At 56.5% G+C, this 20,952-nt stretch carries 19 protein-coding genes; 8 read left to right on the forward strand and 11 right to left on the reverse strand.

Annotation, left to right across the window (positions count from 1 at the left end; all coding sequences use genetic code 11):
- The 6 genes from purN to K7J14_RS04505 all read left to right on the forward strand — a co-directional run bounded on the left by purN (position 1) and on the right by K7J14_RS04505 (position 6,336).
- Positions 1–621 (forward strand): phosphoribosylglycinamide formyltransferase, encoded by a 621-nt coding sequence (gene purN, locus K7J14_RS04480; RefSeq protein WP_230753629.1) that lies wholly within the window; start codon positions 1–3, stop codon positions 619–621.
- A 214-nt stretch (positions 622–835) separates the two neighbouring features.
- Entirely contained in the window at positions 836–1,834 is a 999-nt protein-coding gene (locus K7J14_RS04485) for a magnesium transporter CorA family protein (protein WP_230753632.1), read from the forward strand.
- 111 nt (positions 1,835–1,945) lie between these two features.
- Complete coding sequence (purH, locus tag K7J14_RS04490; protein ID WP_230753635.1) at positions 1,946–3,592, forward strand: bifunctional phosphoribosylaminoimidazolecarboxamide formyltransferase/IMP cyclohydrolase; 1,647 nt, start codon at positions 1,946–1,948, stop codon at positions 3,590–3,592.
- Between the two features lie 131 nt (positions 3,593–3,723).
- Complete coding sequence (locus tag K7J14_RS04495) at positions 3,724–4,395, forward strand: TlpA family protein disulfide reductase (RefSeq protein WP_230753638.1); 672 nt, start codon at positions 3,724–3,726, stop codon at positions 4,393–4,395.
- Positions 4,392–5,225 carry a cytochrome c biogenesis protein CcdA gene (locus K7J14_RS04500; RefSeq protein WP_230753639.1) on the forward strand — a complete coding sequence of 278 codons (834 nt, stop codon included), beginning with the start codon at positions 4,392–4,394 and terminating at the stop codon, positions 5,223–5,225. The genes K7J14_RS04495 and K7J14_RS04500 overlap by 4 nt, the downstream gene beginning before the upstream one ends.
- A gap of 52 nt (positions 5,226–5,277) precedes the next feature.
- Positions 5,278–6,336, forward strand: a complete 1,059-nt coding sequence (locus K7J14_RS04505) for an MraY family glycosyltransferase (protein WP_230753642.1) — start codon at positions 5,278–5,280, stop codon at positions 6,334–6,336.
- Between the two features lie 61 nt (positions 6,337–6,397).
- On the opposite strand, the gene K7J14_RS04510 is transcribed toward K7J14_RS04505, so the two are convergent.
- The 11 genes from K7J14_RS04510 to K7J14_RS04560 form a co-directional block, all read right to left on the reverse strand.
- On the reverse strand, positions 6,398–7,459 hold the full coding sequence (locus tag K7J14_RS04510) for an LPP20 family lipoprotein (protein WP_230753645.1): 1,062 nt from the start codon (positions 7,457–7,459) through the stop codon (positions 6,398–6,400).
- Positions 7,447–8,769: a COG3014 family protein gene (locus K7J14_RS04515; RefSeq protein ID WP_230753647.1), complete on the reverse strand. Its 1,323-nt coding sequence runs from the start codon at positions 8,767–8,769 to the stop codon at positions 7,447–7,449. Before K7J14_RS04515 ends, K7J14_RS04510 begins: the two co-directional genes overlap by 13 nt.
- A gap of 28 nt (positions 8,770–8,797) precedes the next feature.
- Complete coding sequence (locus tag K7J14_RS04520) at positions 8,798–9,403, reverse strand: penicillin-binding protein activator LpoB (RefSeq protein ID WP_230753650.1); 606 nt, start codon at positions 9,401–9,403, stop codon at positions 8,798–8,800.
- 80 nt (positions 9,404–9,483) lie between these two features.
- Complete coding sequence (locus K7J14_RS04525) at positions 9,484–9,840, reverse strand: VOC family protein (RefSeq protein WP_230754763.1); 357 nt, start codon at positions 9,838–9,840, stop codon at positions 9,484–9,486.
- A gap of 161 nt (positions 9,841–10,001) precedes the next feature.
- The gene (locus K7J14_RS04530; RefSeq protein ID WP_230753652.1) at positions 10,002–10,391 is read right to left on the reverse strand and encodes an acyl-CoA thioesterase; all 390 of its coding nucleotides are present in this window, start codon (positions 10,389–10,391) and stop codon (positions 10,002–10,004) included.
- Between the two features lie 29 nt (positions 10,392–10,420).
- Positions 10,421–12,178, reverse strand: a complete 1,758-nt coding sequence (locus tag K7J14_RS04535; RefSeq protein WP_230753654.1) for an ATP-binding protein — start codon at positions 12,176–12,178, stop codon at positions 10,421–10,423.
- Positions 12,179–12,278: 100 nt separating this feature from the next.
- The gene (gene trpA, locus K7J14_RS04540; RefSeq protein ID WP_230753656.1) at positions 12,279–13,043 is read right to left on the reverse strand and encodes a tryptophan synthase subunit alpha; all 765 of its coding nucleotides are present in this window, start codon (positions 13,041–13,043) and stop codon (positions 12,279–12,281) included.
- Positions 13,040–14,299 (reverse strand): tryptophan synthase subunit beta, encoded by a 1,260-nt coding sequence (trpB, locus tag K7J14_RS04545; RefSeq protein ID WP_230753658.1) that lies wholly within the window; start codon positions 14,297–14,299, stop codon positions 13,040–13,042. Before trpB ends, trpA begins: the two co-directional genes overlap by 4 nt.
- Entirely contained in the window at positions 14,296–15,846 is a 1,551-nt protein-coding gene (gene trpF, locus K7J14_RS16215; RefSeq protein ID WP_230753660.1) for a bifunctional indole-3-glycerol phosphate synthase/phosphoribosylanthranilate isomerase, read from the reverse strand. Before trpF ends, trpB begins: the two co-directional genes overlap by 4 nt.
- Complete coding sequence (locus K7J14_RS04555; RefSeq protein ID WP_230753662.1) at positions 15,839–17,431, reverse strand: bifunctional anthranilate synthase component II/anthranilate phosphoribosyltransferase; 1,593 nt, start codon at positions 17,429–17,431, stop codon at positions 15,839–15,841. The genes trpF and K7J14_RS04555 overlap by 8 nt, the downstream gene beginning before the upstream one ends.
- Positions 17,428–18,858, reverse strand: a complete 1,431-nt coding sequence (locus K7J14_RS04560) for an anthranilate synthase component I family protein (RefSeq protein WP_230753664.1) — start codon at positions 18,856–18,858, stop codon at positions 17,428–17,430. The genes K7J14_RS04555 and K7J14_RS04560 overlap by 4 nt, the downstream gene beginning before the upstream one ends.
- 194 nt (positions 18,859–19,052) lie before the next feature.
- Between K7J14_RS04560 and K7J14_RS04565 the strand changes: the two genes are divergently transcribed.
- On the forward strand, positions 19,053–19,910 hold the full coding sequence (locus K7J14_RS04565; protein ID WP_230753667.1) for a restriction endonuclease: 858 nt from the start codon (positions 19,053–19,055) through the stop codon (positions 19,908–19,910).
- Between the two features lie 247 nt (positions 19,911–20,157).
- The gene (locus K7J14_RS04570; RefSeq protein WP_230753669.1) at positions 20,158–20,952 is read left to right on the forward strand and encodes an ABC transporter ATP-binding protein; all 795 of its coding nucleotides are present in this window, start codon (positions 20,158–20,160) and stop codon (positions 20,950–20,952) included.

A 20,952-nucleotide genomic window follows, 5' to 3' on the forward strand; every position in this document is an offset into this window, starting at 1 on the left:
ATGAAAATAGCAGTACTCGTTTCAGGCGGAGGCACGAACCTTCAGGCGCTGATCGACAATACCGGAAAAACATCCCCTGAAGAAGCCTACGAGATCGCATACGTCGGGGCGGACCGCGACTGCTTCGCGCTCGAACGGGCGCGAAAAGAGAGAATCCCCTGCGGAATCGAGTCCGCTCCGGCCGGAACGCCGAGGGCGGAGGCGCGCCGATTCGTATCGGACCGGATGCTGGATAAAGCGAAAGAAGCCGGGGCAGACGCGATCGTCCTCGCGGGATTTTTGACGATACTCTCCGGAAACATTGTCGACGAGTACTCCGAACGCATACTGAACCTCCACCCCGCCCTGCTGCCAAAGTTCGGCGGCCCGGGCATGTGGGGGCATCATGTCCATGAAGCGGTTCTCGCCGCGGGAGAACTTGAATCCGGATGCACCGTGCATCTGGTGGATTCCGGCTGCGATACCGGGCCCATCCTGCTTCAGAAAAAAGTGCCGGTTCTGCCCGGCGACACCGCGGAGACCCTGGCGAAAAGAATAGCGTCTCACGAACACGAAGCTATTCTCGAAGGCGTCAAGCTGCTCGCGAAACGAGTGAACACGGAGAAGGCCCGCGCGCGCTGACGATCAAGCTTGCACATCGATTGCCGGTGTGCTATTGTTTACATGCAAATCTAAATTCGAGGAGGCAGTATCCCATGGATACGGACCCTGGTAGTCGTAGCTACGAATATCAATCAAACACCGACAAGCCTCCCCGGAGAATCACCCTGCTCTGATTTCAGACGTCGCGCTCTCCCCGGTCAGGCCATAAACCCGAGACAGGGAGAGAACCCGCATGATAACCCTTTGGAAACAGGAAAACCGCAAACTGGTCGAGACGGATAACCGCGAAGGCCGCATCTGGGTCGACGCGCGCAACGTCACCAGAGAAGACATCCGCACGCTCGAAGCGGATTACGGCATCGATACGGAAATCATCATGGACATCCTCGACCAGGACGAGCTTTCCCGCATCGACCGCGAGGACGACTACACCCTCATGATCGTCCGCCTCCCCATATTCATCTCCGCGAACGAGGTGAGCTACTTCACCATCCCCCTCGGAATCCTGCTGTTTCCCGAAATGATCGTGACCATCTGCTGGGCCGACTGCGAGGTGCTCAACGATCTGACGAACAACCGGGTGCGCGGACTTTCGCTCGGCGATTTGCCTGCCTTCGTCGTCCGCGTGCTGACGAGAGCCGACCTCATATTCTTGCGCTACCTGAAGGAAATCAACCGACGCTCGAATTCAATCGAACTGGAGCTTCAGAAATCGGTGCGGAACAACGAACTGATTCAGCTTCTCAATCTTGAAAAATCGCTTACCTACTTTACGACGAGCCTGAAAAGCAACCAGCTGCTTTTTGAAAAACTGATGAAGACTCGCCTCATCCAGCTGGACGAGGAAGACCGGGACTGGCTCGAAGACGTCGCAATAGACAACCGCCAGGCCATCGAAATGGCCGACATCTACAGCAACATCCTTTCCGGAATGATGGACGCGTTCGCTTCCGTCATCTCGAACAATCTTTCGATAGTAATGAAGCGGCTCACCGTCATCAACCTGGTGCTCATGATCCCGACGATGATCACCAGCTTCTTCGGCATGAACGTACGGCTGCCCTTCTCTGATATGGACATGTTGATATCGGTTCCCGCGATATTGGGAATCTGCCTGCTGTCGTCGTTTTTGGCCATGTTCCTGCTCAGGGATAAAAAACCCAGGCGCAAGGACGCCGACGCCGCTGAACGAAAACGGCTGAGGCGTAAAAACCGCGCCGTCCAGGTATAAATCCGCTTTTTAGTTTCTTGAAAAGCATTTCACAACCTGAAGCTGCGTTGAAGAATTGCCATTTTTCTGCTATATTCTGTCATCCATTACCATTTGATGAAGGGGTCGCAGATGAAAAAGCGCGCACTGATCAGCGTATTCTATAAGGACGGAGTGCTCGAGCTGGCACAGTATCTTGCCTCGAAAGGATGGGAGATACTTTCCACCGGCGGAACGAAAAAGCATTTAGCCGACGCAGGAGTTCCCGTCACGGACGTAAGCGCCGTCACCGGATTTCCCGAATGTCTCGACGGGCGGGTAAAAACCCTCCACCCCAAGATACACGCAGGCATTCTCGGAATACGCAACAACCCCGAACACGCGAAAACAATGGAGGACCTCGGAGTAGATCCCATCGATCTGGTGTGCGTCAACCTCTATCCTTTTTTTGAAAAAGTACAGGCGGGCCTTTCGTTTGAAGAAACGGTCGAATTCATAGACATCGGCGGACCGACGATGCTCCGTTCAGCCGCGAAAAATCACGACGACGTTCTGGTGCTCACCGAAGCGGCCGACTATGCCGAAGTCATGGCAGAACTCGACGCGGCCGGACAGGATACGCAGAAGGTTTCGAGAGACCTCAAGCGCCGGCTCGCCGGAAAGGTATTCAACCTGACGAGCGCATACGACGCGGCGGTTGCCCGCTTTATGCTGGGCGAAGCCGCAGCTCCAGCATCCGGAAAATCGCCGTTATGGCCCGAATACTTCACCGTTCCGTACAAGAAAGCCCAGTCTCTACGCTACGGCGAAAACGGCCATCAACAGGCGGCGCTCTACCTCAACGCAGATTCAGTCGGGGCCTTCGGCGGAATGAAGCAGCTCCAGGGTAAAGAACTTTCCTACAACAACATGAGAGATCTCGACATCGCGTGGAAGGCGGCCTGCGCCTACGGCGAGTTCATGAAATCCCTGCCCGAAGCATTCCCCGCCGCTCCCGAAACGAAGGCTCCGGTGATCTGCGTTGCGCTCAAGCACAATACGCCCTGCGGAGCGGCTCTCGGAAAAACCGTTCTCGAAGCATATCAGCGAACCTTCCTGGTCGACCCGGTGTCGATCTTCGGAGGAATAGTCGGATGCAACACGATCATCGACGCAACGGCGGCCTCGGAAATGATTAAAACCTTCCTTGAAGTCGTCGTAGCGCCCGGGTTTACCGCCGAAGCCCTCGAGATATTCTCCGCGAAAAAGAATCTCCGCCTCGTGCAGGCCGAAACAAAGCCGAACGCCATTACCGAAACGCTCAGCGTGGACGGGGGCATCCTGGTACAGGAACGCGACAACACCCTTTTTTCAGACTGGAAGGTGGTTACCGAAAAAGCTCCCACCGCCGAACAGGCCGCCGACATGGCATTCGGAATGACTATGGCGCTTTTCGTCAAGTCGAACGCGATAGTCGTGGTAAAAGACAGGGTCGCGGTCGGGCTCGCCGGCGGCCAGGTGAACCGCATATGGCCGACCGAGCAATCCCTTGCCCGGGCTAAAATCCTGACGGACGCGGGCCTCCCCTGCCTCGACGGAAAAACATCCACCGGAGGCGCAGAGGTTATGATCTCTGACGCCTTCTTCCCCTTTGCCGATTGCGTCGAAATGGCCGCGAAGTACGGAATCAAGGCGATCGTCCAGCCGGGAGGCTCCATGCGCGACCAGGAATCCATAGACGCGGCGAACCGCCTGGGGATCGCGATGGTATTCACCGGAACGCGCCACTTCAAGCACTGATCCGGATGAAACCGCAGCCGGCTTAAAAAACAAAGCCCCGTGGTCTGTTCGAACTGGAATGAACCGACCGCGGGGCTTTTTTTGTGACTTTATCACCGCGACGCCGCGCAGACTGCAGTATATTGAGTGCTATGAAAACACGAACCAGACATATAGCGAATTCGATTGCATTGGCCTTTTTCGCCCTTATTCCCCTTGCGTCCTGCGGGGCCGCCGGCAAAACGGAAAAACCGGCAAGCCCGAAGGAAAGCCCTGTTTCAGGGGCGCAAGAGACCAACGCTGCAACGGCAAAGCCGGCTGCTGATAGTCCGCTTCCGGCCGCAAATCCTTCCGAAGGCGGAGCGGAAAAAAAGCTTTCCGCGCTCGGTTTCCATGTTTTCCCCGAGCCGCCGGCTCTTCCGCCCTTCACGGTTCAGGCCCTGGACGGCCGGGAACTTTCATCTGAAAGCCTCAAGGGAAAAGCGACGTTATTGAATTTCTGGGCGACCTGGTGTCCGCCCTGCAAGAGGGAAATGCCTTCGATTCAAAGACTGCACGACGCCATGGAGGGCGAGGATTTTCAGATAACCGCTATAAGCGTGGGCGAGAAGAAAGACACGGTAACGGCGTTTCTGAAAAGCAATCCCTATACATTCCCGATCTATCTCGACGAAAGCGGACAGCTGGGAGCTTCTTTCGCCTCCCAGGGAATACCGACAACCTATGTTTTGAACAAACAGGGGCTCGTTGTCGCAGGAATTGTCGGATCGCGCGATTACGACGATCCTGAGCTGATAGCCGTTCTCAAGGAGCTTGCGAAATGAACATAGCGGCGGCCGGACCGGCTGTTCCCGGCGTTTTCGCGGCGCTCGGCGCGGGGCTCCTGTCGTTTTTGAGCCCCTGCGTTCTGCCGTTGATACCGGTGTATCTTTCCTTTATTTCCGGAGAGTCCATAGAAATACTCAAAACCGGCACGCGGAAAAAGGGAGCCCTCATCATCAGGACCCTGTTGTTCATCGCCGGATTCACCCTGGTGTTCACGGCTTTGGGCTTGATTTTCGGCGGGGGAATGCGCTTTTTGGGCTCCTCCGCCGGAGTGATAATCAACCGCGTTGCGGGCGTACTGGTGATCGCGATGGCATTGCATCTCGTATTCGACTTCATCCCATTCCTGCGCACGGAAAAGCGGATAAGCGAACCCGGAGCCTTCGGCGGACAAGGCGGAGGAGCAGGCGTATTCAGGCCGCTGCTCATGGGAATGGCCTTTGCCGCCGGATGGACGCCCTGCATCGGCCCGATGCTTTCTTCGATTCTCATGTATGCCGGCGGTTCCGGAAATATCGCGCATGCGGGAATTCTGCTCGGCGCCTATTCGGCAGGGCTCGGAATCCCGTTTCTGCTGACCGGCGTTTTTTTCGAAAGAATGACGCCGCTGCTCGGCTGGATGAAAAAGCATTTCGCGACGATCAAGATCCTGTCCGCAGTACTGCTCGCGTCCTTCGGAATAGTCATGCTCGCCGGCGGGCTTTCAGGAATCACCGTTTTCTTTATCAAAATCGGCTATGCGCTGCAAGAGTACTCCGAATCCGGTTCTGGCGTACTGAGGCCTATCGCATCGTTTTTAGCCGGCTGGTTTCTATTTCAGGGCATTTAGAAAAAAATCAAAGGTATTGTAACAGGCGTTTTTTTAAGTATAAGATGGAAGAATGCTGTATTACATCGCCCAGTTTCTGCAACAGTTTTTCGGCCCGTTCCGCCTGTTGCAATCATACGCCGTACTGATAATCCTCGCCCTGTACGCGGGATTTTTCTTCACTGTTTTCCTGCTCCCCCGCTTCTACAAGCGGCTGCCCAAGGACAGAGGCAGAGAATTTTCCGTAAACGCGGAAGCGGCGATGGGAAAGCCCACCGGCTCGGGCGTCGTGTTCATATCGATATTCGTCGGCCTTTCGTTTTTGTTCACCCCGTTGAGCGTGATGCAGATAGCGATGCTCGCGTGCACCTGGCTCGCGATGCTCACCGGATATCTCGACGACAAGGCGGTGCACTCCTGGGGAGAGTATCTGAAGGGCGCGCTGGATCTCGCGCTTTCCGTCGGAACCTCGCTCATCGTGCTGTATGTCGGGTTCAAGGGAGAGGTCCACTGGTGGCTGCCCTTCACCAGCGCCAGGGTCGCCGTTCACCCCGCGCTCTTTGTTTTGGTTTCAAGCATCGTGTTGTGGGTTTCGATCAACACGACGAACTGCACAGACGGCGTCGACGGACTTTCCGGAACGCTGGTACTCGTAGCGCTCATCTTTTTGGGCATCATTTTCTATTTTCTGCTGGGCCACTCGCGGATCGCGGAATACCTGCTCGTGCCGCACCTTCCGAGCGGAGCCAGCTGGGCGACGATCATATTCGGACTTTCAGGCGTGCTGATGGGTTACCTCTGGCACAACGCCTTCCCCAGCAAGGTGCTGATGGGCGACGCCGGCTCGAGGGCCCTGGGCTTTTTCATCGGAGTGTGCGTGCTCGTCTCGGGAAATCCGTTTTTGCTTCTTCTGACCAGCGGGATGATTCTGATAAACGGCGGAACCGGGCTTTTGAAGGTCGCGCTTCTCCGCTTTTTCAAGATCAGAATACTTCACAACATCAGATTTCCCCTCCACGACCACATGCGGAAAAACCTTTCTTGGTCTCCCACCCAGGTTCTGTTGAAATTCATGATCATGCAGGTTTTGATAACGCTCGCCGTATTCGGCGCCTTCTTTAAAATTCGTTAACAAGCAAAAAAAAGCCGTCCGGCTCATTGAGCGGGACGGCCTTCAACTACAGTAAGACTACCTACCGTTTAGCGGCAAGCTGGCTGAGATATCCGGTAAACTTTCCGCCGAATTCGCTTCGAATCTTTTTTTCCGCCGCGCGGAAGGCCCGGTTCTCGGCTTCGGGAACGCTGGTGTGACCCTCGCGACCGTTGACGTTCCAGGGAAGAAGAACCTGAGCGGTCGCCGAATCGGTCAGCTTTGAGTCGATTACGTAGCGAACGAATTTGTTATCGTTGTTCGCCAGGGCAACCTCCGAAAGACTGAGAGAAACCTCGAGAGAGTACCGGGAAGAGCTGTTGCCGGTCTTGAATCCCGACGCGCTCAAGACATCCGCGAAGGACGAGCGGATGCGTTCGTCCCTGTCGCCGGTTACGGTTACGGCTATGGGAATGGTTTGCGCGATTCTGAGGCATTCGAGGCGGATGTCGTCGCCGGAGGAGACGGACGCGCGCTTGGCGGCCGCCATGGCTGGATTGACGATCGAAAGAACGTTCAAGAACTGCTGATTCGTGTCCGCTATCGCAGCCGCGAGGTCGTGGCGGGCGTAGGCGTCGAGCGTATCGGCTTCTTCGGCTCTTATGTTCCGCAGGGAAGCGATGGTTTCCTCGTTGGTTTCCAGCAAGCGGGAGTAGGTCGAGGACGCTTTGAGCTTGTCCATCACGGCGACTGCGTATACGGTGCCGGCGCCGTCTTCCCAGACGTCCTTGATTTCCGCTCCGACGACAGAGTTCATCGACACGGACGAGCTCATCGCGCGGTTCAGTTCAGAGTCCTCAGTCACGGTGACGGCTCCGCTCCTGACGGCCTCGGTATACCGCTCGCTGATGCGGGTTTCTCCCTTGATGTTCTGCCCGAATACGGCGATCAACGCGGATACCGCGCTTTTCTCGGCGGTTTCCCGGTCTTTGGCGTATCCGACAGCGGATACGAACTGGGCTTCAGGATAGGCCGAGCGGGGGTTTTCGACCCAGGCGGGAGCTTTTTGCTTCGAGGGGGATTTCGATCCTCCGGCGGATTGCGGAGAACTGGCGCATCCCGCCAAGAGAACGAGGGCTCCGAGTACTGAAATTATCTTATGCATACGGCCTCCGAAAGATTAAGAGCGTTTGAACGGATTTCCCGGTTTTCATTCCGTACAGAGTGCAACACATTGCCTCCCGCGTCCAGGTACTCTATTGTCCACGAATATACTCCGGGATCAAGAGTAACGCCGGCTACGTGAGCCTTCGATGGAAAATACCGGGACAGGCGCAGATCAGCCTGCTCGCTCGCCTCGGCGTAAATCTGGGTTCCGATGCTCAAGACGCTCAGCAAAAGCGCGGCGTCGGCATTGGAAGTCTCGTTCGCCTGTTCTTCCATGATCATGGAAGAGGACGTCTTTGCCAATGATCGCAGCACGGTTTTAAGATAGATAAGGGCCGCTTTCTGCTTGAACGTCTCCATGGCGACCGCCCCCATATCCTCCAGCAGATCAAGCTCGACAGGATCGAATCCGTCGACGCGCAGGCGCACTGACGACACCTCGCTCTTGCGATAGGTTATGACGGGAACTGCGATTTTGAGCCAGTTCGAAGAGCCGAGTCCTATTCTGATCACAGACTCGGTTTTTACCGGCGACAATCCGCTGAAACTGATCACGTTGAGGCGCGCCTTTCCGCGGGGAACGGACAGCTCTTCATCGAGGGCCTTCGGCAGAGGAAAGCCGTAGAGCGAGGGCTGGTTGGCGAAGGCCAGCTTAACCTGATCGCGGTCTATGCGGGCATCGTCGAATTTTCCCTCGCTGCGGTACAGCAGCATGCCGAGATATCGGCCGAGCGCGGAATTGGAAAACTTGATCGTGGCGGCTTCGGAGTCGTAGGGAATCTCCGATGATTTGTCCATTATGGCTTTCTGGGCGTTCGTAATGGCTCCGCCGTATTTGGTCGACAGATATTTTATCTTGTTGTCTATGCGGCGAACCTCGACGAGGGCCCCTTCTATCGAACCGCTGTAATAGTAGTTCAGGGAATTAAACACGTTGAGATAGATGTCTTCATAGTCCTCGCCCGGATATTCGAGCGAATTGTCGTTGACCAGATAGGAGGAAACCTCCATTGAGACGCTCTTTGTGACGGCCAGTTCGATAGCCCGCTCGGCAGTGCCGAGGCTTTGAGAGGACTCTTTGTAGTCCCCGGCATAATGGGCGAGCATGCCCTCGTCCAGATAATAGAGAACCTGGTCTTTAGGCTTATACGCCTGTTCTTTCGCACCCCGCAACTCCTCAAGCCCGGAGGAGTAATCTCCCCGGGCTACAGCCTCATCGATCGCCTGGTAATGGGAAACCGATGTGCAGGAGGCGAGGAGAAAAGCCAGGAAAGATACGCATGCAAGAGCGGATACGGAGGCTTTCATCCTGTTTTTTCTCCCTTTTCGGTTGCGATCAGAACTTCGCGGACGCGGTCTTGATCACCTTCTTGATATCGCTGTTTTCACCGATCCAGATTTTGCGGTTCGACTCGATATCGGTCAGCTCGCCGTATACGAAATATGTACGCACGGCGGTTTTTCCGGCCTTGTCGACGATGGTCTTGACCGAGCCGGTCAGGATGAAGTCGGCGCCGGTTTCGTTCGCGAGAGCCTTGGCGGTGTCTTCGTTCGCCCAGCTCTGCTGTTCGGTCCGTTCGTCGCGGATTTCGCTCCGCTCCGAGCGGCTCGCCACGAAGTCGGCTTTTCCGCTGTTAAGGATGGCGGTTTCCATGCGCTTGGTGATGATCGAGGTGTCGATATGCTCGTCGCTGTCGTTGCGGAATGAACCTACGATGATGACCGGAAGGTCGCCCTTCTTCGCGGCGGCTTGCTCGACGCGGGGAGAGGCGAGACAGTCGTTGATGAGGGTCTCGCAGACGAGCTTCACGTCGGTATCGTTCCAATAACCGCTCAAATCGATCTGTTCGGAGGAATCCACGCGCGAGACAGATTGCGAAGCGCAACCGGAAAAAACCAACAAAGAGGCAACTAATGCATAGGCTGCAGAACGTACTTTCATCTTGAATCTCCTGAAAAAAATATATCTACCGAGTATACTACCCGGCCTGTATAAAAACAAAGAAACAGGCGAACGGACTGCTATTCTTCGATAAAATCGAGTTCCACTCCGTTCGGATCAAGGGCCGTCATGATTTTCTTGCCGCCTTTAATCGTTTTCGGCGAGGAAACGATTCTCACGTTCTTCGAGAGAAGGTATTTTTCTGTTTCCCCGATCTGATCTACTTCGAACGTAAGCGAAAGGCCTCCCTGAGGCGTTTCCTTGCCCTGCTCGTTGTACAAAAGCTCGAGCTTTCCGCAACTCGCGGGGTCCGTCAGAAAAGCAATCTGTTTTCCCGGTGCGGCCGAGATTTGCGTATCGAAGGTGAACCCGAGAACAGTTTCATAAAAGTCTATGGACTTCTTGATGTCGCGAGTGCGGATAACCACGCTTTTCATTTTCACGATAAATCCTCCAATGCCGTATCAATTGATGCTATACAAGATGATAATCGCTCTTCTTTAAAAAGAAAAGCAAACCTGACAATACTTATGCACATAAGAGAGCGAAGAGCATCCGCTAAAGGTATTACACACGCGAAAGCGGGATTTCTGTCACCTCAAACGAGCGGAGCGCTATCCCGGCACAGGGGATTCTTTTTCAAAGCGGTTTTTTCTCCGTCGGAGTTCACCGCGACGAAGGTTACCCGATTCGAGAATATCAGTTTTTCCTCGCGATGCCCGGGCATATCGGCCCATACATCGACCGAATAGAGGGCGGAGGTCGTACCGACATGGCGCTGCTCGATGTGGAAGCGGAGTATCGACCCGTTCGGAACGCTGTACTTAAATTCGCTGTTGTCCATCGCCCGGGTAACCAGCACGGAACCGCAAAAATCCCGGGCGGCGGCCAGCCAGGCGAATTCATCCACCCATTTGAGAAGCTGGCCTCCGAAAAGTTTGCCGTGATGATTCAAATGCTCGGTCCGGACAAGCGTAAATGTATCCATATTATCGTTCTCCCTCACCTGTTCTTTGCTTATGTATGAAGTCCCTTCTGCGACGCGAAAAGCGACTTGAAAAGCCCCGGGCTGAAAGGCTTCAAGAGGAAGCCCGAAAAAACCTCCCGATTCGTCTCCAAGCCCTGGCTTCCGTCGCTGGTAGCCGTAACTGCGAGAATAGGACAGGAAATAGTGAGCTCGCTCCGCATGATTTTGGCGGAATCGTAGCCGTTCATCCGCGGCATGTGGATGTCCATCAGAATAAGGTCATAATAGCCGGGATCGCGAAGACGGCACAACTCCAGAGCGTCCAATCCGTCTACCGCATGTTCCGTCACAAAGCCGCATTCGGCCAGAAGAGAGGCGGAGATCTCGCGGTTGATTTCGTTATCGTCGACGACAAGGGCTCTGCCGGTTTTTCGATGTATGAGCGGAAGCGTCTGATGGTCTTCTCCCGGGTGCAACAGCTCCGGGCGATGAAGAACGACGACGAAATGAAAAGACGAGCCGGTATTCAATGTGCTGTCTACCCAGATGACCCCGTGCATCAATTCAACCAGGCGTTTGCAAATCGCAAGACCCAGGCCGGTTCCCTCGTGGCTTTTCTCCAAAACCTGCCCGAACTGTTCATAATCGATGAAAAGCTTGGCCATATCGTCTTCGGAAAGACCGCATCCGGTGTCCCTCACCGTGCAGCGGAGGATGATATCCTTTCCCACCGTTTCATGGTTCAAGGATACGGAGACGAAGCCTTCATCGGTAAATTTCACCGCGTTGTTCACGAGGTTCATGAAAATCTGCGTGAGCCGGAATTGATCGCCGTACACGATAAAGGGATCCTGACAGTCGAACTCGACATTGAAATCCAGGCCTTTTTGACGGGCTTTCAGAGAAAAAAGATCGTAGAGAATCTTTTTTAGATCGAACAGATTGAAATTCTCGGGTTTTAAAGAGAATTTGTGCTCCTGCATCTTGGAAAAATCAAGGATATCGTTGACCACTCCCAAAAGGAGCTCGGAAGCGTTCTCGATTTTCTGAATATATTCCTGAGTCTTTTGATCGCCCGATCCCATCTTGGCGAAATAGGTCATTCCCAATATCGCGTTGATGGGCGTGCGGATCTCATGGCTCATATTTGCGAAGAAATTATCTTTCGAGACGGCGTAGCGGTGGGTCTCCTCCAGCTGTTCCGAGAGCTTTTGCCGTATTTCGTCTTCCCGGGTGCGATCGCTCAGCGATATAATGTACGCCGGCTCCTGCTCGCCGACAAAACTTGTATAAAACGAACACAGATAGCAGCGGATTCCGTCGCTCATGAACACGCGGTACTCCCTGGTGAAGGAGTCGCGGTTTTCGAGAGCCGCGGTTATTTTATCGTACACGGGAACAAGAACGGGTTCTATAAGACCGGAAAAGTGGATGCCCTGAGCGAAGCGGGTTGGATCGCCGCCGAGTATCTTCATGCACAGCGGATTGATGAATTGAACTATACCTGATCGATCGAGCACGATGATGCCGGCGTCTATCGTTTTAAAAACAAGCTCGTAGAGGCGGAATTTCCGCTCATGTTCGCAGGAAACCGCCCCGATCCGGCGGACCAGATAGGAAACGGAAAGAAGAAGAGAGACGGAGAGAACGAAATAAACAAGCGCCTGGCCGAGAAAAACAGGGCAGTTGTTCAATGCGGTTTCTGAACACAGATACTGATCCTGGCGGGCCAGCTGAAAGACAACCGCTGAGATGAGAAGCGCTAAAAGAACTAATATCATGACGATTGCGGATACTGTCTTTTTCAATCAAACACCCGTCGCGCTGAAATGCAATCGATACGCATAGAAACAGTATACACATCCGCAGACCGGATTTGCAAATCCGGCCTGCGTTTTGCGTATTTTTTCAGCGCTGAACAGGATTCGACAATTCAGCGGCTTTTGCTTGAACTGCGAGCCTCACCGCTTCTCCGCCCTCTCCCGATTTCTCCCGGATGATGTCTACGAACACGGAGCCGGCGACGACCGCATGGACGGCGGGAGCAAGGGCTCCGGACTGATCGCCCGAGCGGATGCCGAATCCGCCGAGAATTCGGGATTCGGACGCTTTCAGCGACGACAGGAAGGCGAGGGTTCCGTCGTCTATCGAGGTCGAGGAGCCGGTGATTCCGGAGCGCAGGGCGGCGTATACGTAGGGCCGGCGAAGTGCCGCGAGGGATGCGATGCGGGATTCCGTCATGGAGGGAGCCGCTACCGGCACGCAGGCTATGCCCTTTGCATCGCAGGCGGCGGCAAGGCCCTCGTCAGCGTCGAAGGGAAGATCGGGAATGATGAGGCCGGACACGCCTGAGCGGAACGAGCGTTCGACGAAGGCGGAGATGCCGATCTTGTAGGCAAGATTCGCGTAGGTCATGACGAAAACAGGAATTCCGGGGAATTCGGAGCGAAGGGTTTCGACGAAGGCGAAGCCGTCGTCCACGCGCCATCCCCCGGACAGAACCGCCGCGCAGGCCGTCTGGATCGCCTTTCCGTCTGCGCTCGGATCGCTGAAGGGAAACTGGACTTCGAAATAGGAGACTCCGCCAGCGGCAAGACCGCGCGCCGCTTCGAGAGAAATCTCGGGACTCGTATAGCCGGCCACAAGATGGGCCATAACCGGTACCTTCGTCATTTTTTGCCTCCGAACACATGGATGTCCATCCCGGACTCGAGCCGTTCAAGCTCCGCTTTGAGAAAATCCCTCCACTGGACGGGACGGAAAACGGGGGACGTGATAAAGATGTCCTTGTCTCCCCGGCCGGACATATTCACGATAACGACGGCGTCTTTAGGGAGTTTTCCGGCTTCTGCCAGGGCAGCTGCGCCCGCATGGGCGCTTTCCAGCGCGAAAATGACCCCTTCCGTCCGGGCGAAAAACTTCACCGCATCAAGCGCGTCGGAGTCAGATATGCCGGTGAACTCGATGCGTCCGGACTCTCCCAGGGCGGCAAGCTGGGGACCGATTCCCGGATAATCAAGCCCTGCGGAAATGGAGCGGGTTTCGGCGACCTGGCCGTCGGAATCCACGAGAAACCGGCTTTTATAGCCGTGGATGATGCCGTCGCTCGCGGCAGTTCCGGTCATGCGGACCGCGTTTTCGCCGGTCGCAGGCCCCACTCCGCCGGCCTCGGCTCCGATGAGCCGGGGAGACGCGCGGTCGATGAAGGGCGAAAAGAAGCCGATAGCGTTCGAGCCGCCGCCTACGCAGGCGACCAGGGCGTCGATTTTCAGGCCCTTTTCCGCCGCCTGGGCTTCGGTTTCAAGGCCGATGACCGATTGGAAAGTTCTGACCATGTCCGGGAAGGGGGCCGGTCCGAGAGCTGAACCGATCAGATAATGGGTGTCGGCGAAGCTTGCGGCCCAATCGCGCATTGCCTCGTTTATCGCGTCCTTGAGGGTGCGGCTCCCGGAAAGAACGGGAACGACAGTCGCTCCGTAGAGCTCCATGGCGGCGACGTTCGGCTGCTGGCGGCGGACGTCGACTTCGCCCATGTATACGGTGCATTCAAGGCCGAGCCGGGCGCAGGCTGAGGCGGTGGCTAGTCCGTGCTGGCCGGCGCCGGTTTCCGCGATGATCCGCGTTTTTCCCATCCGCTTTGCCAGAAGGGCCTGGGCGATCGCGTTGTTGATTTTGTGGGCGCCGGTGTGGGCGAGGCCTTCCATCTTGATATAGATCTGAGCCCCGCCGTTTTCCCGGCTCGCGTTCGCGGCATGCAGAAGGGGGGTCGGACGGCCGATGAAATCGGCTCGGAGGGTGTCCAGCTCGGCTAGAAAGGCTCTGTCCGCCATCGCCGCGGCGAAGGCCTCGTCAAGCTCCTCGAGGGGGCGGCGGAGAACCTCCGCTACGTAGGCGCCGCCGAAGCGGTCGAAATATCTGTGTATGCTCATCGAAAAATCTCCCTGAAATAACTTTTCATCAATGCGTGGTCTTTTTTTCCCGGTACCGATTCAAGGCCGCTGGAAGCGTCGATCAGCGCCGGAGAAAACTCGTCTATGCAGGAGCGGACGTTTCCCGGATGAAGGCCTCCTGCAAGCCAGAGGGTTCCCGCGTCCGCGGCCAGGCGCACCAGGCGGCGGGGAATGCTGGTTCCCGTTCCCCCGGCGAGACCTTCGACGCGGGCGTCGAGAAGGACGCGCGGCTCGCCGTCCCGGCGGAGATCCTGAATCAACTCGAGATCGTCCTCCGATCCGAGCCGGACGACGGCGTAGCGGCCGATTCCGTACGAGCCGCCGGCCTCTTCTATCCGGTCGAGCCCGGCGCGGGGATCGTCCCCGTGGAACTGAATGCCGTCCAGAACGCCGTCGAGGGCGAGCGCAAGCGCGTCCCTGCCCTGATCCGAATCGAGGTCGGTTACGACGCCGATGAGAAGGGGCCGAAGGGGAGTCTTGCGGGGGCGCGAAACGGGCGAGGACAACGCGCCGACGCATTCGCTGGCCGGCAGACGGCTCCGCGCGGTGAGCCGGGCGGCGATGTCGCGCACCTTCCGGGGATCTGCGGAGCGGGGACTGGGCGCGAAAACGAAGCCCAGAAGGTCAGCGCCGAGATCGGCGGCGAGCAGGGCGTCTTCCTCGTTCGTCAATCCGCAGATTTTCACGAGCGGGCGTTTTTCCTCCCCGCACGCGGCAGATCTTCTGCCGACCTCCCTCCAGAAGTGCCCGACCCAGTCAGGGCGGGCGTCGACGAAGCCCCGGACGAGCGATGCCGCTTTTTCCGGGTTTTTCGCCGCGGCTTCCCCGATCAGAATGCCGTCGAAGCCGAGGCGCCGGGCGAACCGGCAAGCCAGAGGAGTCGAAGCGCCGGATTCGAATACGGTGCGGCAGGGGAGACGGTTCCGCAGGGCGGCGGGTATGAGGGGGTCGATATGAAAGGTGGCGAGATCGCGGGAGTTGACGCCTGCCAGCACTGTTCCTGCCTTGCTTGCGGCTTCGAGCTTTGCAAGGTCTCCGGCCTCCCGTACTTCGATGAAGGGAAGCATGCCGAAGGAACGGCATCGAGCCGCCATCTTCAATAAAAGAGGCGCGTCGAGAATCCGGGCGATCAGGAGAACCGCGTCCGCGCCCGAGCGATAGGCGACGTCGATCTCGTCCTCGTACAGGAGAAAGTCCTTCCGCAGAAAGGAAAGCGAAGAGCAGGCGGAGGACACGGCGATGAGATCGTTTAATGATCCCTTGAAAAAGCGTTGTTCGGTGAGCACCGAGACGCAGCGCGCCCCGGAGCTTTCGTAGCTGCGCGCGAGAGACACCGGGTCGAGATCCGGAGCGATGTCACCCTTGGAAGGAGACGCTCGCTTTATCTCGAGAATGGCTCCCGTTTCCTTGAGGAAGGGAACGATCGGCCGCGCGCGCTGGAGAGGCACGTCGACGCCGAAGCAGGGCCCGAGCCGCGCGTAGTCCTCGCGGCGGCGCTCGACTATTTCGTCGAGAATATCAGCCACGGCTCGCCTCCCGAACCTGCTCGATTTTCGCGCTCGCGGAACCGTCGGCGACGGCTGCGAGGGCGCGCTCGTATCCTTCCCGGAGCGTCTTCGCCTTCCCTGAAATATACACGGTGGCGCCGGCGTTCAGCGCGACGGCGTGGAGAAGGCCGCTTTTCCCCTTCCCTTCCAGCAGCTCCATGGCGAGGCGGACGTTTTCCTTCGCGTCTCCGCCCAAAAGATCGTCGAGTGTGCAGGCGGGAATATTGAAGTCAGAGGGATGAATCAAATATTCGCGGGACACTCCGTCTTCGCCGATTTCGATGACGGCGGTGTCGGCGCACGGAGAAATCTCGTCCATTCCGTCGCGGCTGCACACCACCATCACGCGGCGCGAACCGAGCATCCTGGAGGCTTCCGCGACCGGCTTCATCAGCTTGGGGTCGTAGACGCCGAGCATTTGGTAGACGGCTCCGGCGGGATTCGACAGCGGACCGACCAGATTCATGATGGTTTTTACGCCGAGTAGCTTGCGCACGGGAGCGGCGAAGCGCATCGCGCTGTGATAGACGGGAGCGAAGAGAAAGCCGAAGTTTGTCTCTTCGATGACGCGCGCAGCCTGTTCCGCCGGTATATCGATTTTGATGCCGAGGGTTTCATAAAAATCCGCCGAACCTGATTTGCTTGAGACCGCGCGGTTTCCGTGCTTCGCGATGGGAACGCCGCAGGCGGCCGCGACAAGGGCGGCCATGGAGCTGATATTGAAGCTTCCGAGGCAGTCGCCGCCGGTCCCGACGATGTCCGTCAAATCCTTTGAGATCGGGACGTTCTTCTTTTTCCGGCACAAAACGGAGGCGCAGCCGGCGATTTCCGAGGCCGCAGGACCCTTAGAGGAGATAGCGGTCAGGATAGCGCTGGTTTGCCGTTCGTCCAGGGAGCCTTCCGTCAAATCCTCCATGAAGATCTCGGCCTCTTCGCGGCTCATGTCTTTTCCTTCCATTAATGAAGAGAGGACGGCGCTGAAATTGAGGCCCTCGCGGCGGTACGAGAGGAAGGCTTTCAAAACGGCCTCTCCCTGAGTCGCGGCTATGGACTCTGGATGGAACTGCACGCCTTCGATATCGAACTCGGTATGGCGAACGCCCATGATGTCTCCGTCGGCGGCGCGAGCGGTGACTTCGAGGCAGGCAGGAAGGCTCGATTCCTCGATGACGAGGCTGTGATAGCGGGTGAAGGTTCCTTTTTTGCCGACGGTGCGGAACACGCCCTTGCCGTCGAGGGTCATTTCTTCGGCGATGCCGTGCTTGATGAATTTTGCGCCGACGATTGTTCCGCCGAAGGCGTAGCCGATAGCCTGATGGCCGAGGCAGACGCCGAGAATCGGGATCTTGCCGGCGAAATAACGCAGGGCTTCAACGCTGATTCCTGCGTTCTCCGGGCGGCCCGGACCGGGGGAAATCACCAGGCGGCTGGGATTCAGCGCCGCAATTTCAGCGACGGTCGCCTCGTCGTTCCGGACGACGCGGATTTCCTCCGGGGAGAGGCGGGCCAGATATTGGTATACGTTATAGGTAAACGAATCGTAATTGTCGATGAGCACTATCATTTCTTCTCTCCTTCCAGCACAGACCGCATTGCCATCAGCTTCTCGTTTGTTTCTTCCCATTCGCGCTCGGGGTCCGAAGCGTGGACGATTCCCGCGCCGGCCTGAAGCGTCCAGAATTTACCTTTTTTCAGGGCGCAGCGGATCGCGATGCAGAAGTCGAGGTCGCCGTCCGGTTCGATGTAACCGACCGCTCCCGCATAGAAGGAACGCTTCTCGCGCTCGAGCCGGGACAGGGTTTCGATCGCCCGTATCTTGGGAGCGCCCGAAACGGTGCCGGCGGGAAAGGCCGAGCGCAGCACGTCGATTCCGCGGGCAGGCTTTCCGGACAAGCCGTTTCCGCCGTTTCCGGTTTGGCCGACCACGTCCGATACGATGTGCATCACATGGCTGAACATTTCGACTTCCATATTGCGTGTGAGCCTGACTGTTCCGGGAAGGCAGACGCGGCCGAGATCGTTGCGGGCCAGATCCACGAGCATCAGATGCTCAGCCCGCTCCTTGGGGTCCGCGAGAAGCTCTTCGCGGAGCACCGCGTCCTCGGCCGCGTTTTTTCCGCGCCTGCGGGTGCCGGCTATCGGCCTGATCGAAGCGACGGAATCGCGCACGCGCACGAGGCTTTCCGGAGAGGCGCCGACCAGCTGGTAGCCGCCGAAATCCAGATAAAAAAGATAGGGGGACGGGCTTTTCGAGCGGAGGCGCCGGTATACCTCGAGGGCGGATTCCGCCGATTCAAGGACGAGGCGGCGGGACATGACGCATTGAAGGAGGTTCCCCGCGACGATGTCTTCTTTTATGCTGCGGACACCCGAAACGAATTCGTCATGGCTCTTCCCGAGATCAGTCGCGACAGAGCAGGAAGAAGATTCCGCGGGCGGGGCGAGATACGAAAAATCGAGATCGCCGAGCCGAGCCTTGATCTCCGCGACGGCCGCTTCAAGATCAATCTCGTGCTGCTCGTAATTCAGGGCGAGAATATGGATGGTGTCTGTGAAATGATCGAATACCAGGTACACGTGGCCGACGATGAACTCGGATTCGGGAATTCCGGTCGAGTCTTCCTGGGAGGAAAGCGCGATTGTGTCGCAGCGGGCGCAGAACTCGTAGCCGAGAAAACCGATTCCGGCGCCGGGAAGGGGAATTCCGTCCGGCGGCAGGACGTTCTGGGAAGCTACAGACATCTGGGCGTCGAGTATGTCTCCTTCGGTAAAGGGAACATCGACGCCTTCGATGGTGAAACGGACGCCAGAATCATCTTCCCGTATCCGGAAGGCTTCCCGGGCGAGGATGATGGAATACCGGTCCCGACCGTGCGTGAAGGACGCGGATTCGAGAATAGCCAGAGCTCCCAGTTTTTTCGCAAGGGCGAAGGGCGTATACCGTTCGCCGGGTATTGAAGTTACGATAGCGTCGCCGCGTTTCAGATTCATCCGGAGTTCTCCTGTTTCGGTTATGACTCGCGAGCGCTTACATTGCGCGCTCGATACATTGCCGCTTTCAGGATGTTACTACTAATAGTAACATCCTGAAAGCACTATACAAGTTTCACCGTGTTACTGTCAATAGAAACATCTAAAAAAAAGAGGTTTTGAGTTTCTCTTCTGTTCCATGCTACAATTTGCCCATGAACGCACCAAACGCACCGCGAAACATACTCGTCCGCAAAGCCTCCGGGGAAGAAGAATCGTTCGAGCCGGAAAAGCTCCTGCAATCGCTGCGATCGGCCGGCGCCGACGATGCAATGGCGAATGAAATTCTCGCGGACATAGAGAAATGGCTTACGAACGGTACGCCGACCCGAAAAATTTACGCGCGCGCGCTATCCCTGCTCGGCCACCGCACGAAGAGCGCGGCCGGAAGATACCGCATAAAAGACGCACTCATGGAGCTGGGCAACTCGGGTCGACCCTTCGAAATATTCGTCGGAGAGATTTTCAAGGCGAAGGGATACGAGGTGGAAACCGGAATCGTGGTTCAGGGGAAAAGCATCACCCACGAAATGGATGTAATCGCAACGGGACACGGAAGGCAGCACCTGGTGGAATGCAAGTACAGCCAGATGCAGGGAAACCACGTAAGCATCCAGGTGCCGCTCTATGTCCACTCGCGGATCAACGATATCGTGGCGCTCAGGCAAACCCTGAACGAATACCGGAATCTCAGATTTACCGGATGGATCGCCACCAACACACGCTTTTCAACCGATTCGATACAGTATTCATCCGATTACAGTCTCGAGCTGCTCTCCTGGGACTATCCGCGCGGAGAATCCCTCAGGAACATCATTGAACGGGACAGAATTTTTCCGGTCACGATACTTTCCGCCCTGAATCCGAAGGAGAAAGTCTCGCTCATAGCCCGGGATATCGTTACCTGCGGCCAGCTCGCGGCAAACAGAGGCGTTCTCAAGGATATGGGAATATCCGGTAAAAAGGAGACGATTCTCCTGGACGAGCTGGGAATGATTGAAACGGGAAGATAAATACGTATAAAAAACCGCAAATATTTCATTTTTTTGCATAATTATGCATTGACCAAAAAAAGGCGAAGTGATAGTTTGTATTCATCGCTGATCGTTGCAAGAAAAAGGCAACGAAGGCAACACAGAAAAAAGACAAGGGAGTCATTTTCGGCAATCCGAAAATGACTCTTTTTTTTTATTTTTACCACAAGACGGCAAGGCGGCCATCAACCCGCCCTGCCGTCTTTTTTTTCAGGAGAGCGCCCAGATGAACAGCATCACAGAGCGAATAAGCAGTAAAGACGAAATCGTCATGGACAAAGTCGGAATGACGTATCAAGCGGACGGAGGAAAAAGCGTCGCAGCCCTCTCCGAGGTATCCTTTTCCATCCATAAGGGGGAGTTCATCTCCCTCCTCGGACCCTCCGGCTGCGGAAAAACCACTCTCCTGCGCATCATCGCGGATTTGATCAAACCGACTACGGGCAAGGTTTTCGTCGCTGGAGATACGCCCGAATCCGCGCGGAAAAGCAGAAAGTACGGAATCGTATTCCAGAATTCGGTGTTGTACGACTGGAGGAGCGTTCGGGCGAACATACAGCTTCCCCTCGAGGTTATGAGAGTGCCGAAGCCGGAATGGAAGGAGAGAATCGATTCCATGCTGGAGCTCGTGGGACTGTCGGACTTCGGTTCGCATTATCCGCATCAACTTTCCGGAGGCATGCAGCAGCGGGTGTCCATCGCCCGGGCGTTGGCCATCAATCCTGAAATTCTGCTCATGGACGAACCTTTTTCCGCGCTGGATGAATTCACGCGAGAGAAGCTGCACGAAGATTTATTGCGCATTTGGAGAAGGACAAACAAGACGATCGTTTTCGTAACGCACAACATAGCCGAATCGGCATATCTTTCGGACCGGGTGTGCGTCCTGTCGCCTCATCCGGGAAGGCTTTCCGCGGTCGTCGACGTCGATCTGCCGCGCCCCCGCACGGCGGAACTCAGGCAGAAACCTGAATTTCACGCTCTCGTGGCGAAAATTCGCAACAGCTTCGAGGGAGTATGA

The organism is Teretinema zuelzerae (genome assembly GCF_021021555.1).
In the GTDB taxonomy this organism is placed as follows: Bacteria; Spirochaetota; Spirochaetia; order Treponematales; family Treponemataceae; genus Teretinema; species Teretinema zuelzerae.

What these genes read in the sequence shown, in the direction of transcription:
- purN (WP_230753629.1), top strand. Translation starts at nt 1, where the DNA reads ATGAAAATAGCAGTACTCGTTTCAGGCGGAGGCACGAACCTTCAGGCG.
- K7J14_RS04570 (WP_230753669.1), top strand. Translation starts at nt 20,158, where the DNA reads ATGAACAGCATCACAGAGCGAATAAGCAGTAAAGACGAAATCGTCATG.
- K7J14_RS04530 (WP_230753652.1), bottom strand. Translation starts at nt 10,391, where the DNA reads ATGGATACATTTACGCTTGTCCGGACCGAGCATTTGAATCATCACGGC.
- trpB (WP_230753658.1), bottom strand. Translation starts at nt 14,299, where the DNA reads ATGAGCATACACAGATATTTCGACCGCTTCGGCGGCGCCTACGTAGCG.
- K7J14_RS04515 (WP_230753647.1), bottom strand. Translation starts at nt 8,769, where the DNA reads ATGAAAGCCTCCGTATCCGCTCTTGCATGCGTATCTTTCCTGGCTTTT.
- K7J14_RS04560 (WP_230753664.1), bottom strand. Translation starts at nt 18,858, where the DNA reads ATGAATCTGAAACGCGGCGACGCTATCGTAACTTCAATACCCGGCGAA.
- K7J14_RS04555 (WP_230753662.1), bottom strand. Translation starts at nt 17,431, where the DNA reads ATGATAGTGCTCATCGACAATTACGATTCGTTTACCTATAACGTATAC.
- K7J14_RS04500 (WP_230753639.1), top strand. Translation starts at nt 4,392, where the DNA reads ATGAACATAGCGGCGGCCGGACCGGCTGTTCCCGGCGTTTTCGCGGCG.
- K7J14_RS04495 (WP_230753638.1), top strand. Translation starts at nt 3,724, where the DNA reads ATGAAAACACGAACCAGACATATAGCGAATTCGATTGCATTGGCCTTT.
- K7J14_RS04565 (WP_230753667.1), top strand. Translation starts at nt 19,053, where the DNA reads ATGAACGCACCAAACGCACCGCGAAACATACTCGTCCGCAAAGCCTCC.
- K7J14_RS04485 (WP_230753632.1), top strand. Translation starts at nt 836, where the DNA reads ATGATAACCCTTTGGAAACAGGAAAACCGCAAACTGGTCGAGACGGAT.
- K7J14_RS04505 (WP_230753642.1), top strand. Translation starts at nt 5,278, where the DNA reads ATGCTGTATTACATCGCCCAGTTTCTGCAACAGTTTTTCGGCCCGTTC.
- K7J14_RS04525 (WP_230754763.1), bottom strand. Translation starts at nt 9,840, where the DNA reads ATGAAAAGCGTGGTTATCCGCACTCGCGACATCAAGAAGTCCATAGAC.
- K7J14_RS04520 (WP_230753650.1), bottom strand. Translation starts at nt 9,403, where the DNA reads ATGAAAGTACGTTCTGCAGCCTATGCATTAGTTGCCTCTTTGTTGGTT.
- purH (WP_230753635.1), top strand. Translation starts at nt 1,946, where the DNA reads ATGAAAAAGCGCGCACTGATCAGCGTATTCTATAAGGACGGAGTGCTC.
- K7J14_RS04510 (WP_230753645.1), bottom strand. Translation starts at nt 7,459, where the DNA reads ATGCATAAGATAATTTCAGTACTCGGAGCCCTCGTTCTCTTGGCGGGA.
- trpA (WP_230753656.1), bottom strand. Translation starts at nt 13,043, where the DNA reads ATGACGAAGGTACCGGTTATGGCCCATCTTGTGGCCGGCTATACGAGT.